The 12,679-nt window shown below is 63.4% G+C and carries 12 protein-coding genes; 7 read left to right on the forward strand and 5 right to left on the reverse strand.

The features are described 5' to 3' along the window. Positions 1–5: 5 nt before the first annotated feature. On the reverse strand, positions 6–1,391 hold the full coding sequence (locus LMTR21_RS39325; RefSeq protein WP_065753911.1) for a hydrolase: 1,386 nt from the start codon (positions 1,389–1,391) through the stop codon (positions 6–8). 151 nt (positions 1,392–1,542) lie between these two features. On the opposite strand from LMTR21_RS39325, the gene LMTR21_RS39330 reads away from it, so the two are divergent. The 6 genes from LMTR21_RS39330 (at position 1,543) to LMTR21_RS40495 (ending at position 8,338) form a co-directional block, all read left to right on the forward strand. Further along, the gene (locus LMTR21_RS39330; protein WP_065753912.1) at positions 1,543–3,222 is read left to right on the forward strand and encodes an MFS transporter; all 1,680 of its coding nucleotides are present in this window, start codon (positions 1,543–1,545) and stop codon (positions 3,220–3,222) included. 333 nt (positions 3,223–3,555) lie between these two features. Then, entirely contained in the window at positions 3,556–4,677 is a 1,122-nt protein-coding gene (locus tag LMTR21_RS39335; RefSeq protein WP_065753913.1) for a TRAP transporter substrate-binding protein, read from the forward strand. A gap of 116 nt (positions 4,678–4,793) precedes the next feature. Further along, complete coding sequence (locus tag LMTR21_RS39340; RefSeq protein WP_065753914.1) at positions 4,794–5,399, forward strand: TRAP transporter small permease subunit; 606 nt, start codon at positions 4,794–4,796, stop codon at positions 5,397–5,399. Further along, entirely contained in the window at positions 5,396–6,745 is a 1,350-nt protein-coding gene (locus LMTR21_RS39345; RefSeq protein ID WP_065753915.1) for a TRAP transporter large permease, read from the forward strand. Before LMTR21_RS39340 ends, LMTR21_RS39345 begins: the two co-directional genes overlap by 4 nt. 31 nt (positions 6,746–6,776) lie before the next feature. After that, a complete protein-coding gene (locus LMTR21_RS39350) occupies positions 6,777–8,168 on the forward strand; it encodes an amidase (protein WP_065753916.1) in 1,392 nt (463 codons plus the stop codon). Further along, entirely contained in the window at positions 8,165–8,338 is a 174-nt protein-coding gene (locus LMTR21_RS40495) for a hypothetical protein (protein ID WP_187399286.1), read from the forward strand. The genes LMTR21_RS39350 and LMTR21_RS40495 overlap by 4 nt, the downstream gene beginning before the upstream one ends. A gap of 24 nt (positions 8,339–8,362) precedes the next feature. Here LMTR21_RS40495 and LMTR21_RS39355 read toward each other — a convergent pair whose 3' ends face one another. Together LMTR21_RS39355 and LMTR21_RS39360 are read right to left on the reverse strand one after the other, a co-directional pair. Continuing rightward, positions 8,363–8,590 carry a hypothetical protein gene (locus LMTR21_RS39355; protein ID WP_065753917.1) on the reverse strand — a complete coding sequence of 76 codons (228 nt, stop codon included), beginning with the start codon at positions 8,588–8,590 and terminating at the stop codon, positions 8,363–8,365. 232 nt (positions 8,591–8,822) lie between these two features. Beyond that, positions 8,823–9,101, reverse strand: coding sequence for a hypothetical protein (locus tag LMTR21_RS39360; RefSeq protein ID WP_065753918.1), 279 nt, complete (start codon positions 9,099–9,101; stop codon positions 8,823–8,825). Positions 9,102–9,310: 209 nt separating this feature from the next. Here LMTR21_RS39360 and LMTR21_RS39365 point away from each other — a divergent pair, with 209 nt between their 5' ends. Then, entirely contained in the window at positions 9,311–10,351 is a 1,041-nt protein-coding gene (locus LMTR21_RS39365; protein ID WP_065753919.1) for a polysaccharide deacetylase family protein, read from the forward strand. Positions 10,352–10,485: 134 nt separating this feature from the next. On the opposite strand, the gene LMTR21_RS39370 is transcribed toward LMTR21_RS39365, so the two are convergent. Next, positions 10,486–10,935 (reverse strand): superantigen-like protein SSL4, encoded by a 450-nt coding sequence (locus LMTR21_RS39370; RefSeq protein ID WP_065753920.1) that lies wholly within the window; start codon positions 10,933–10,935, stop codon positions 10,486–10,488. A 118-nt stretch (positions 10,936–11,053) separates the two neighbouring features. Further along, positions 11,054–12,574, reverse strand: a complete 1,521-nt coding sequence (locus LMTR21_RS39375; protein ID WP_065753921.1) for a hypothetical protein — start codon at positions 12,572–12,574, stop codon at positions 11,054–11,056. Positions 12,575–12,679: the final 105 nt, after the last annotated feature.

The raw sequence follows: 12,679 nt of genomic DNA on the forward strand, positions 1-12,679 counted from the left end.
AACAGCTAATAAGTCAGTTCGGCAATCGCAATCCGGTTTTCCGAGGCCGGCCAGGCTCGCGCCACGATTCGTTCTGTATTGAACATCGCTACCACGGAGCGGCCAACCTCCTCGGCCGGAAGCCGCAACGTCGTCATCGAATCGGTCGGCACGCCGGATTTCACATCTTTCGGCTCCTTGCCGTCGATCAGCACCACGTCGCGCGGCAGGCCGAAATAGCCGCGCGGGCGCGACATCAGCACCACGGCGCCCGCGCCGGCATCGGCCGGACCAAGCGGGCGCGCGGCACGCAGATTCACGACGTCGGAAGAGCGCGGAAACGGCGAGCGGTAGATATGCGTCGTCGGCGAACCGGCCGATGTCAGCACGATTTCGAGATACCATGTCGGCTCGACCTGCGCCGGGCCCCAGCGGCCATCGGCGCCGGTTTGCGACGAATGGATCGGACCGCCGCTCCGTTCGCCGCGGTCCGGAGAGACGCGATAGATTTCGACCGTCGCGCCGGAGACGGGACGGTTGGTGACGACGCCGCCCGGCGTACCCGTCACCAATCCGCTCAGCCTCACTTCCGCTTCCGGCACGATCTCGATATGCGACGGCTCCCTGCCCGCGATGAATTTATAGATCTCGCGAAACGCGCGCGGATGAAACGCGACCTCGCGATGATCGAGCGCGCCGAGCACGAGGTTGGTCGCACCTTTCAACGCGGGGCCGTCCGACGAGACGCCGGTCGGCGTGCCCGGCTTGCCGACAAAGCGACCGTCGGCTTGCGCAAATTTATCGTTGCCGTCGCTGCGCAAGGTGAGGAACGCGGTGCCCGGCGTGACCTCGCTCTCGCCTTCGTTCAGGCCGCGCAGGAACGGACCGCGGCCGTTGAACTCGCCGCCTAATCCCTCATCCCAATGGTAGATGCCGTGATTGGGAACGCCGCACAGCACGGCGTGACTGATGTCGGCCTCACCGCCATTCCTGATGTAATTGCGGATCGAATAGCCGCCGCGCGAATTGCCGACCAGCGCAATGCGCGACGCGCCGGTGCGCTGCTTGAATTCCTTGACAGCGTCGCCGAGCTCGCGGCGCTGGTCTTCAGTCGAGGAACGGTTCGGTTGCTCCACCTGGTCATCGGTGCGCGCCAGCGGATCGGTGAAACTGATCGCCATCATCCGCTCGTGCGGCACGCCATTCGATTCCATCCGCCACAGCGTCGTGATCCAGAGTGCGGCATGATCGCCATTGCCGTGCACGAACAGAACAGGCGGAACCGCACCCGCAACTGGTGGCGTCGAGGTGGTCTGCGCCAGCGCGGAAAAGCTGAGATTGCCGGCAAGATTGCCCGCCAGCAAAGGTAGCGCGCCGGCGCCCCTGAGCATCGCTCGCCGCGTCAGGCTCATTTGGGCTCCTCTCGTCATTTTTCGGTACCTTAGCTGTGCTCTAGCCATCCTCATAGCGACCTAACTACTGGACACGACAAGGCTTTCGCAGGCATCTGTGAGGACTGCAGGAATCGTCGCCCCTCCTTTAGCAGCCCAACCGGAACCGGATATGACCGAACCGCCAAAGCGCTCCGACAGCATCACCGCACCGCTGCGGCATTCGGTGTTCCGGCGCATCTGGCTGGCGAGCCTGTTGTCGAACCTCGGCATCCTGATCCAGGGCGTGGGTGCCGCCTGGGCGATGACGCAGATGACGTCGTCCGCCGACAAGGTGGCGCTGGTGCAGACCGCGCTGATGCTGCCGATCATGCTGATCTCGATGCCGGCAGGCGCCATCGCCGACATGCACGACCGCCGCGTGGTGGCGATGGTGTCGCTATTGATCGCGCTGACCGGCGCGACCGCGCTGACCTTGCTGGCGTGGTTCAATATGGTCACGCCGAATATACTGTTGCTGTTCTGCTTCGTCGTCGGCACCGGCATGGCGTTGATGGGACCGGCCTGGCAGTCGTCGGTCAGCGAGCAGGTGCCGCCCGAGACCTTGCCGGCGGCGGTGGCGCTCAACGGTATCAGCTACAACATCGCGCGCAGCTTCGGCCCTGCGGTCGGCGGCATCATCGTCGCAACCGCGGGCGCGGTTGCCGCATTCGCCATCAATGCGGCGCTGTATCTGCCGCTATTGATCGTGCTGTTTCTCTGGAAACGGGTCAACGAACCGTCACGGCTACCGCGTGAGCGGCTCAATCGCGCGATGGTCTCCGGCGTGCGCTACATCACCAACTCGCCGGCGATCAGGATCGTGCTGACCCGCACGCTCGTCACCGGCCTGATCGGCGGCTCCGTCTCGGCGCTGATGCCGCTGATCGCGCGCGACCTCTTGCATGGCGGCGCACAGACCTATGGCGTCATGCTCGGCGCCTTCGGAATGGGCGCCGTGTTCGGTGCACTGAACATCGGCACGGTCCGGAGGCAATTGAGCGGCGAAGCTGCAGTGCGCGCCTGCACAATCTCGCTGGCCGGCGCGATCGCAGCCGTCGCGCTCAGCAGCAGCGCCATCCTGACGGCGATCGCTCTGGTGCTGGCGGGCGCGGTGTGGATGCTGGCGGTTGCGCTGTTCAATATCGGCGTGCAGCTCTCGGCGCCGCGCTGGGTGGCGGGGCGCTCGCTGGCGGCTTTCCAGGCCGCGATTGCCGGTGGCATCGCGATCGGAAGCTGGGGCTGGGGTCATCTCACCGATATTTACGGTGTCGAGATCGCGTTGCTGGTCTCCGCCGGATTGATGCTGCTTTCTCCGCTGCTCGGCATCTGGCTGCGCATGCCGCCGGTCGGCGCCCGCCATGAGCCGCCCGCCGAGGCGCTGGCCGATCCCGAGGTGCGGCTGTTGCTGACGGGGCGCAGCGGGCCCTTGGTCGTCGAGATCGAATATCGTGTCGCGCAGGACAACGCCCGCGCCTTCCACAATGTGATGCAGGAGGTGCAGCTCAGCCGGCAGCGCAACGGCGCCTATGGCTGGTCGATCGCGCGCGACATCGCCGATCCCGAATTATGGACCGAGCGCTACCACTGCCCGACCTGGCTCGATTACCTGCGCCAGCGTAACCGGCCGACGCAATCCGAGCGCGCCTTGCACCAGCGCGCGATCGACTTCCATCTCGGGCCCGAACCGATCCGCGTCCGCCGCATGCTGGAGCGGCCGTTCGGCTCGGTGCGCTGGAAGGAGGACACCCCCGACCGGGCCGCCAACGAGGTCTTGCCGGTGGTCGCGACGGCCGCAGGCAGCAGCACCTGACACCTCGATAGCGGACGCGGCTTTTGGGCGCAGAGTGGCGCGGGAATAAATCAACCAGCCGCGTTGAAACGCCCGCCACACCCCTCCGGTGACTTCTTTACGACTTACTCCTTTCGACTAAAGTGTAAGAATTCTATGCGCTTTCGCTCAGCGTAGCGCGAAGCGACGGTCGTTTCGCGTCTGCGAAACGACGCCGCTGCTTACCACGCTGCGCGATTACAGGGATCGCAGGACACTTCCCACTTGCCAAAGTGCTGCGCAAGCCTTTGACTTGTCGTCAAGACAAACAAGCCTGCGCCAAACAGCGGGCAATATTTCAACCGGGAGGAACTCATGAGCAAGCGTAGCGATACAAAAACGACGCGCCGCCGCTTCCTGACGGCTGCGGCCGCCGGCGGTGCGGTGATTGCGATGCCGCAAGTCAGCCGGGCCCAGACGGTAACCCTGAAGATGCAGGGTTCGTGGGGCAAGGCCGACGTCTTCAACGAAATGGCCGAAGACTATGTGAAGCGCGTCAACGACATGGCCGGCGGCCGGCTGCGCATCGACTTTCTGGTCGGGGGCGCTGTCGTGCATCCATTCCAGGTGTTTGACGGCGTGCATGGCGGCCAGATCGACGCGGCCCACACGGTCACGGTCTACTGGTACGGCAAGCACAAGGCGGCCTCGCTGTTCGGCACCGGACCGGTGTTCGGCTTCAACGCCAATGAGGGTCTCGGCTGGATTCACAACGGCGGCGGCAAGGAGCTGTTCGAGGAGCTCCAGACCCAGATCATGAAGGTCAACATCAAGAGCTTCTTTGCGATGCCGATGCCGACCCAGCCGCTTGGCTGGTTCAAGAAGCCGATCAACAGCGATGCCGACCTGAAGGGGCTCAAGTACCGCACGGTGGGTCTGGCCGCCGACCTGTTCCAGGCGATGGGCGCCTCTGTCGCACAGCTTCCGGGCGGCGAAATCGTACCGGCCATGGAGCGCGGCGTGATCGACGGATTCGAGTTCAACAACCCGACCTCGGACCGGCGCTTTGGCGCGCAGGACGTCGCCAAGAACTACATGATGGGCAGCCACCATCAGGCGACGGAATACTTCGAAATCATGTTCAACCGTACGAAATATAATGCGTTGCCGGCCGAGCAGAAGGCGATCCTGCAGTACGCCGCAGAGGCCGTTTCCTCCGCCAACGAGTGGAAGGCGATGGACTATTACTCCAAGGATCTGCAGGAGCTGATCAACAAGGACAAGGTCAACGTTCAGCGAACGCCGAAGTCCGTGTTCGATGCGCAGATCAAGGCGTGGGACGGTCTGATCGCCCAGCTCGGGTCTGATCCGTTCATGAAGAAGGTGATGGACTCGCAGAAGGCATGGGTGCGCCGCGTGGTTTATTACAACATGAACAATGCGACGGACTATCGTGGTGCCTTCGAGCATCACTTCCCGGGTGTGCTCAAGGTCTGACGACCGCGGCGCCTTATCGGCACGATATGAGTAAATGGCGGCGCGGTTGACGCGCCGCCTGGCCAGGAACTGGTGGGGGACATCCGGATGTGCGACTTGCTGCGAGTTAAGCTCGCATGAGGAAATTTCTGTTTTTCATCGATGAACTCAGCACCTGGGTCGGCAAGGCGTTCGCCTGGCTGATCCTCGTACTCACCCTTGGCGTCAGCTACGAGGTGTTCGTACGCTACGTGCTGCGTGCGCCGACTACCTGGGCCTTCGACATCAGCTACATCACCTATGGCGCGATGTTCCTGATGGCGGGTGCCTATACGCTGTCGCGCAACGGCCATGTGCGTGCCGACGTGGTCTACCGCCTCTGGTCGCCACGTACCCAGGCGACGATGGATCTCATCCTCTACATCTTGTTCTTCCTGCCGGCGATCGCGGCACTGATGTACTCGGGCTGGAACTATGCCGATATGTCGGTACGCTTCCGCGAGGTCAGCATCTTCAGTCCGGCCGGCGTGCCGGTGTTTCCGCTGAAGGCGCTGATTCCGATCACAGGCTTTCTTCTGTTTCTGCAGGGGCTCGCTGAAGTGATTCGCTGCGTGCTGTGCATCCGAACCGGGCGATGGCCGCAACGTCTGCACGACGTGGAGGAAACCGAGAGCCTTATCATTCGTGAACACCAACAGCAGCAGGCTGCGGTGGAATCGACCGAGAAGGGAGCAGGCGCATGACCGACCCTCAACTCGGCATGCTGATGCTGGGCCTGTTCATCTTCATCATCATGCTCGGCTTCCCGATCGCCTTTACACTTATGGCGATGGGCGTGTCGTTTGGCTTCTATGCCTACTACACTCCCGGTCAGGAGTTCTTCCAGAACCGTATCTTCACGCTGCTGGTGCAGAAGACATTCGAGGTCACGTCCAGCGACGTGCTGGTCGCGGTGCCGCTGTTCCTGTTCATGGGCTATCTGGTCGAGCGCGCAAACATTCTCGACCGCCTGTTTTACTCGCTGCAACTGTCGATGAAGAACGTGCCGGGCGCGCTGGCGGTGGCCACGCTGATCACCTGCGCGATGTTCGCGACCGCCACCGGCATCGTCGGCGCGGTTGTCACGTTGATGGGCCTGCTGGCCTTGCCGGCGATGCTGCGGGCCGGTTACGACACCAAGCTGTCGGCGGGCGTGGTTTGCGCCGGCGGCTGCCTCGGCATCCTCATTCCGCCGAGCATTCTGCTGATCGTCTATGCGGCCACCGCCGGCGTTTCGGCGGTCAAGCTTTATGCGGCCGCCTTTTTTCCGGGATTCCTGCTGGCTCTGTTCTACGTCCTCTATGCCATGGCGCGCGCGATCATCAATCCGTCGCTCGCGCCAAAGCTGCCGCCCGAGCAGACCAATGTTCCGCTCTCCACGGTCATCTGGGCCCTCGCCACGTCATTCCTGCCGTTGGCGCTGCTGATCGTTTCGGTGCTCGGCGCGATCCTGTTCGGGCTGGCTACGCCGTCCGAGGCGGCCGCGGTAGGGGCGCTCATGAGCATCGTTCTGGCGGCCGCCTATCGTTCGCTCAACTTCACGATGATGCGCGAATCGGTGTATCTGACCGTGCGCGCCACCGCGATGGTCTGCTACCTCTTCATTGGATCGTGGACGTTCTCCGCGGTGTTTGCCGTCCTTGGCGGACAGTCGGTGGTCGAGCAGTTCTTCACCTCGATGAACCTCTCGCCGATCCAGTTCCTGCTGTTGACCCAGGTGATCATCTTCCTGCTCGGCTGGCCGCTGGAATGGACCGAGATCATCATCATCTTCGTGCCGATCTTCCTGCCGCTGCTTCCGCAGTACGGCATCGATCCAATCTTCTTCGGCATCCTGGTCGCATTGAACACGCAAACCGCGTTCAATACGCCGCCCGTCGCGATGGCCGCCTTCTATCTGAAGGGCGTGGCGCCGCCGCAGGTGAAGCTCACCGACATCTTCTCCGGTGCGCTTCCTTTCGTCGGCCTGGTCTTCTTCACCATGGCACTGGTCTACATCTTCCCGGAACTTGCGTTGTGGTTGCCCAGCTATCTCTACGGATCGCGGTGAGCCGGCCCGGCAAAGCGCTGAAAGGATGCGCATGAGTCTCAATGCGCTCAGCCTCACGGAAGCTGCGGCCGGCATTCGCGACGGCCGGCTCAGTTCGGTCGAGCTGGTCAGTGATTGCCTGAAGCGCATCGACGACGTCGACCGCGACATCGAGGCATGGGCCTTCCTCGATCGCGACCATGCGATGCGGCAGGCCGAGGCCGCCGACGACCGGCGCAAGCAGGGTGAGCCGACAGGTCCCCTGCATGGCGTGCCGGTAGGCATCAAGGACATCTTCGACACCGGCGATATGCCGACCGAGTTCGGATCAAGCCTGTGGGCCGGACGCACGCCGCGCCGCGATGCGGCGGCTGTGGCGCGGCTGCGGGCGGCGGGAGCCGTGATCCTCGGCAAGACGGTGACCACCGAGTACGCCTACTTCAACCCGGGCAAGACTCGAAATCCGCACAACCCGGATCACACACCGGGCGGATCATCCTCGGGCTCTGCGGCCGCCGTTGCGGCCTCGATGGTGCCGGGCGCCATCGGCTCGCAGACCAACGGCTCGGTGATCCGCCCCGCCGCCTTCTGCGGTGTGGTCGGCTTCAAGCCGACACATGGCCTCATTCCGCGAAGCGGCGCGCTGCTGCTATCGCGGGCGCTCGATCATGTCGGCGTGTTTGCGCGCTCGGTCGACGATGCGGCGCTGCTCGCACAGACGCTTGTGGGCTTCGACGAAGAGGATCCGGATACGCGCGCCCTCGCCCGTCCTCCTTTTGTCGATGTAGCGGCAAGCGAACCGCCACTGCCGCCGCGCTTCGCATTCGTCCGCTCGCCTGCCTGGAAGCATGCCGAGGAAGTGACCAGAGAGGCGTTCGCCGAGCTGGTCGAAACTCTGGGTGAGCACGTTTCCGAGGTCGAGATCGGTCAGAGCTTCGACCGCGCCGTCGATATGCACCGAACCGTCATGGAAGTGGAGATGGCGCACAACCTGCATCGCGATTTCGAGCAGGGCGGCGCGTCCTTGAGCGAGATGCTGCGCGCATTGATCGAGCGTGGCCGCAAGATTTTGGCCGTCGACTACGCGCGTGCGCTGGCCGGCAGCGCGACACTCAATGCGGCGCTCGACGGCGTGTTCGACGAATACGACGCTATTCTGACCCCGGCCGCGCCGGGCCCGGCGCCGCGCGGCCTCGGCAGTACCGGCAACCCCGTGTTCTGCTCGACGTGGACCTATCTCGGCACGCCAGCGGTGACATTGCCGCTGCTGCAATCGGAAGACGGCCTGCCGATCGGTGTGCAACTGGTCGGGCGCCGCGGCAACGATGCGCGGCTCTTGCGAACGGCGAATTGGCTGGTCAAAACTTTCGGAATACGCGGTCGCGGCAGCGCCGCGCCTGCGAAGACCCATGCGCGTCGCGCGAAAACACGGAGCGGCAGATGACGAATTTGATCACCGGCCTGATCGGCGTTGCCGGCGTCTGCGCCTTTCTCGGCATCCTGCTCTGGTGGATCAAGGCCGTACCCTTGATCATCATCTGCGTCGTGGTGATGGCGCTGCTGATCTACGATTTCTATCAATCGCTGTACGCCAATGGAAACGGAGCGGGATAGGTCGCCCCTGCCCGCCGCCGCGGCCTACTGCCCGTGGCTCGCCAGCATCTGCTGGCAGCCCTTGCTGATCTTGGCGCGGTTCTGCTTCAGGCAGGCCAGCACGATCTGGTCGCCAGACTGCATGTGCGCCCGGCAGTAGCGCGAGACGTCGCGCGAGCAGGCGTCATGCCCCTTCTGCCGGTCCTGCTGGGACTGGGCCGCAGCGGCTGACGTGATCAGAACCAGGGGAATGACGAAAAGAATCTTGATCATTTGCTATGCCTTTGCACCGGTAAAACGCAATCAGCGCGTTCTATCTTGTTTTCGAGCGGAGGGAACACCGTTTAGCGTCAGGAAAACGCCTCAAAACGGGAATCGAGCGCCGAAATCCGGGCAGCAACGCATTTGTGATGAACGAAATCGCGCAAACCCTGCGCGTTTCTGAAAGGGAAAAACGCCTGCGTCGCATCGCCGCAAGCGTTTCCGGGGCCGGACAGAGAGCCGATTACTTCGCGGCGAGCTTACCCTTCTGGGCGGCGAGATCGCGATCCATCACGGTGCGGCAGCCTGCGCTCAGCTCGGAGCGGTGCTTGATCATGCACGCGGTGATCTTCGGAATGTTCGGGATTTCCGAGCTGCAGAGGCGGAACGCGTCGCCGGTGCACATCTGCCGCGCTTCGGAGCTGAAGGCGAAGCTCGCGGTCGACGAGGCGGTGGCGAAAGAGGCGGTCAAAGCCAGCGCTAGACTGACCTTGCGAACGGTATTGAAGAACACTGCGGTCATTGTCGGCTCCTGTTGGCCCGGCAAGGCGGACCCCGTTGTTGATGGCAGCACCATGCGCCCGGAACCGTGCTTACGACTGTGACTGACGTCACTCGCGTATAAACCCCTCATTTGCTTCGCCTAACCGGCGTCTGTTCGCGAGACGTTAAGACATTGTTGGCATTAATGGCCCGTTGCGTGTGTATCCCGAGTATCTGGAAAGAGTAGCGATGCGTAATGCGTTGGGCCTGATGCTGGCCAGTTTAGTGACGGCGGTATTGATCACCGGCGTTTGGTTCTGGACCTCCTCGCCGCGCGCCGACGCGGCTCCCCCTCAAACCGTCGCCGCCCGCATGGCCGAGCCGCTGCTGGCGCCGGCCGCAGCGAGACCCGCACCGAGGGACGACGTCGAGATTACCGCCGGGCTCTCGAAGCCGATGCCGCCCCCTGCTCCCGCGCCCTTTCCTGCACCGCAGCCGATGCGCTCGAGCTGCGCCAACCCCGACGCGCTCGGCGTCAGCCGCACCGTCGTGATCGACACCACAGGCGGTCCCGGTTTCGGCTTCCTGCAATACAAGCAGTTCGACTTCCTGACCGACAAGGAAGTGGTGCTGACCTTCGACGACGGCCCGTGGCCGACCACGCCGGCGGTGCTGAAGGCGCTCGCGGATGAATGCACCAAGGCCGTGTTCTTCCCCGTAGGCAAGCACACGACTTATCATCCGGAGATTCTCAAGCAGGTCGCGGTCGCCGGCCACACCATCGGCTCACACACCTGGTCGCACGCCCATCTCGACAGCAAGAAGCTGACCGAGGCGCAGATGCGGGAAGAGATCGAGAAAGGCTTTAGCGCCGTGAAGATGGCGCTGGGAACCGCGCCCGCGCCGTTCTTCCGCTTCCCTGGGCTCGCGCACACGCAAGTAGCCCTCGGCTATCTCGCCTCCCGCAACATCTCGATGTTTTCAGTCGATGTCGATTCCAACGACTTCAAATCGTCGGGTCCCGACCAGGTCATCCAGAACGTCATGACCAAGCTCGACAAGCAGGGCAAGGGCGTGATCCTGATGCACGATCTGCAGAAGAGCACGGCGCAGGCTTTGCCGGCGCTGCTGCGCCGCCTCAAGGCCGGCGGCTACAAGGTTGTGCAGATGCGCGCCAAGGAGCAGCTCGAAACTCTGCCCGAATATGACGCGATGCTGGTGAAGGATCAGAAGACGCCGGCGGTTGCCAGCCGCCCGATCAGCAGCGTGGTTCAGACGGTTTCGCAGTAAGGATTGGTGACGCCTGCAAGTGCGCCACACACACCGTCATGGCCGGGCTTGTCCCGGCCATCCACGTCTTCCTTCGTTCAAGACGTGGATGCCCGGCACAAGGCCGGGCATGACGAACAGATGTACAGATAAGCCTACCAGTAGATGCCGTGCTGATGCAGCGCGCGAACGATGCGCGCCTGGATCGAGTAGCGTATGCGATGCGGCCTCACGCTTCTGTGCATGGACGCCGTTCTCCGGAATGCGGGCCTGCCGAGCGCGGCATGCGCGGAGGCAGCGGCGGGCCGATACGCTCTGGCCGCCCTGGGCCTGGCCGTCTCGGTCCTGCTCGTCTCAACCCTGCTCGCGTCAGCCTTCGGTGTCTCAGCCTTGGGTGTCTCAGCCCTGGGTGTCTCGATCGCCGGCCGCTCGACATATTTCGGCGGCTCCGGCGGGGCTTCAGCGGTCTTCGGTGCATCGACGACGGCCTTCGCAGGCGCCGGAGCGCGCGGCGACTCGATGCCGCCCAATGACAAGCTCCGATCGCCAGCCAGCGCGGCGGCGGATGTCAAAACGAATCCTGCAATGAGAATGAATTTACGCATATTTGTATCTCCCCTTGAGGTTGACCGGGAGACTACGGGTGGCAACCGGATTGTTATGTGAGGCAGGTCACGCCAACGCCCTCAAACGCGGATAGCGCGGCTCTGCTGGCGGCCTGAATTAGGACAGATCGGCGCGCCGCAGAATCTCTATTCCGTTGATATTCTTTACGGAGACATAGGCTTTCAGCAGCGCGGAGAGCTCCGGATCGGCAGCCGCCCAGTTGCCCCAGTCGCTATCCTGATTGTCGATCACAACCACGTCCGGCGGCTGCTTCCTGAAATCCTCAATCAGGCCGGCACGCTCCCGCGCCACATAGGGCGCGAGACGGTCCGCCGTCGCCTGGTCGATGGACCCGTCCTTGAGCGCCCGGCGAACGATTTCCCGCGTCCAAAGCGCCTCCTGACGCGAGACCCATGTCCCCTGGAGCTCGCGCACCATCGGATGACCGATCACAGCTGCCGCACTCAGCATCAGGATCTTCGGCCGCGGCCCAATCAGTCTGACCTCCTCCTGGACGCGCCGCATATCGACGCTCGCGTTGAACCAGAGGCATGCATTCGCGAAGCTGAGCGCGACGATAAGGATCGCGCCGGCGCGAAGCCGCCGCAACCCCGCCTGTTCATCGCCGCCGGCCGCGACTGCCCAACCTGCGGCCAGCAATCCGAGCGCGACCATGGGATAGGCGTGATAGCCCCATCCCTTACCCTGCACGAAAAACGAGACCGCAAACCCGAGCGATCCGGCCATCACCACGAGAGCTGCCGCGTCCACCTTTCGCCGCCGGCTTTGCATCGCCAGCACGACCATGATTGCCACGAGCCACAACACGGTCGCAGACGTCAGCAAGATGGCAAGGAGCGGTGCTTTCAGCAGCAGATAGACGTCACGCACCAGCGGATAGATGAGCGTAAAATACTCCGGGTAGAACGCGACGATACAGAGCGCGTGGATCACGACCAAAGCTGCGGCGATCCAGTTCTCCGGCGCGAACAGCACCCGCCAGTCTCGCGCTTGTGCGGCTGCCGTCAGAATGCAAAAGCCGACCCCGAAGACAAAATACGGCTTGAAGTTCATGGTTGTCGCGGCACACAGGCCGGCGATCAGGATCGCCGACGGCGCAACCGGTTCGCGATTGGCGCGCAGGATATACACGGCAAGCGCCGGCAGCATCACCACCAGCGCCAGGTGTTCGCGCTGTCCGAAATCATACATCGGCAGGATGGTCAGCAGTGCAGCCGCCCACACGGCAGCCGCGCCGCCTGCCCGTTCGCGCAACGAGGAGAAACGCAGGGCGCGCCATGTCAGCGCCAGCGATGCCGCGATCAACAGAAAGATCAGGCCGTTGGTCACCACCTCCGGCCGCATGTGAATCGCACGCGCCAGGACGACGCCGAGCATGTAGACCGATCCCGCCATGGGCGGATTGGTCTCGAGGATGTCGACATACAGACGCTGGCCGTCGAGCATGCGCTCGCAGACGATCAGCCACCAGCTGACATCGACGTTGAAGGGCAGCACCCCTCGCAGCATGATCGCCATGAGGAAGACGGCGACCACGGCGTGTAGGGGAGTCACGGTCCAGCTTCCCTGGCGGGCGGCCCTGCCCCCGGCAAGGCTCAGGCCGACATCGAGCGACATGCTAAATCCTGTGGTAGAGGTTCCAGGCAAGCTAGAAGGGGCGAGTTAATAAGAGATTGCAGGCGCGAGCGCGCTCGCGTTGCCCGGGCAGGCCCGGAAAGCGCT

It is taken from the genome of Bradyrhizobium paxllaeri (assembly GCF_001693515.2).
Classification (GTDB): Bacteria; Pseudomonadota; Alphaproteobacteria; order Rhizobiales; family Xanthobacteraceae; genus Bradyrhizobium; species Bradyrhizobium paxllaeri.

Coding starts and splice junctions, on each gene's coding strand:
- LMTR21_RS39365 (WP_065753919.1), top strand. CDS start 9,311: ATGCGTAATGCGTTGGGCCTGATGCTGGCCAGTTTAGTGACGGCGGTA.
- LMTR21_RS39340 (WP_065753914.1), top strand. CDS start 4,794: ATGAGGAAATTTCTGTTTTTCATCGATGAACTCAGCACCTGGGTCGGC.
- LMTR21_RS39350 (WP_065753916.1), top strand. CDS start 6,777: ATGAGTCTCAATGCGCTCAGCCTCACGGAAGCTGCGGCCGGCATTCGC.
- LMTR21_RS39325 (WP_065753911.1), bottom strand. CDS start 1,391: ATGAGCCTGACGCGGCGAGCGATGCTCAGGGGCGCCGGCGCGCTACCT.
- LMTR21_RS39375 (WP_065753921.1), bottom strand. CDS start 12,574: ATGTCGCTCGATGTCGGCCTGAGCCTTGCCGGGGGCAGGGCCGCCCGC.
- LMTR21_RS39370 (WP_065753920.1), bottom strand. CDS start 10,935: ATGCGTAAATTCATTCTCATTGCAGGATTCGTTTTGACATCCGCCGCC.
- LMTR21_RS39355 (WP_065753917.1), bottom strand. CDS start 8,590: ATGATCAAGATTCTTTTCGTCATTCCCCTGGTTCTGATCACGTCAGCC.
- LMTR21_RS39345 (WP_065753915.1), top strand. CDS start 5,396: ATGACCGACCCTCAACTCGGCATGCTGATGCTGGGCCTGTTCATCTTC.
- LMTR21_RS39360 (WP_065753918.1), bottom strand. CDS start 9,101: ATGACCGCAGTGTTCTTCAATACCGTTCGCAAGGTCAGTCTAGCGCTG.
- LMTR21_RS39330 (WP_065753912.1), top strand. CDS start 1,543: ATGACCGAACCGCCAAAGCGCTCCGACAGCATCACCGCACCGCTGCGG.
- LMTR21_RS40495 (WP_187399286.1), top strand. CDS start 8,165: ATGACGAATTTGATCACCGGCCTGATCGGCGTTGCCGGCGTCTGCGCC.
- LMTR21_RS39335 (WP_065753913.1), top strand. CDS start 3,556: ATGAGCAAGCGTAGCGATACAAAAACGACGCGCCGCCGCTTCCTGACG.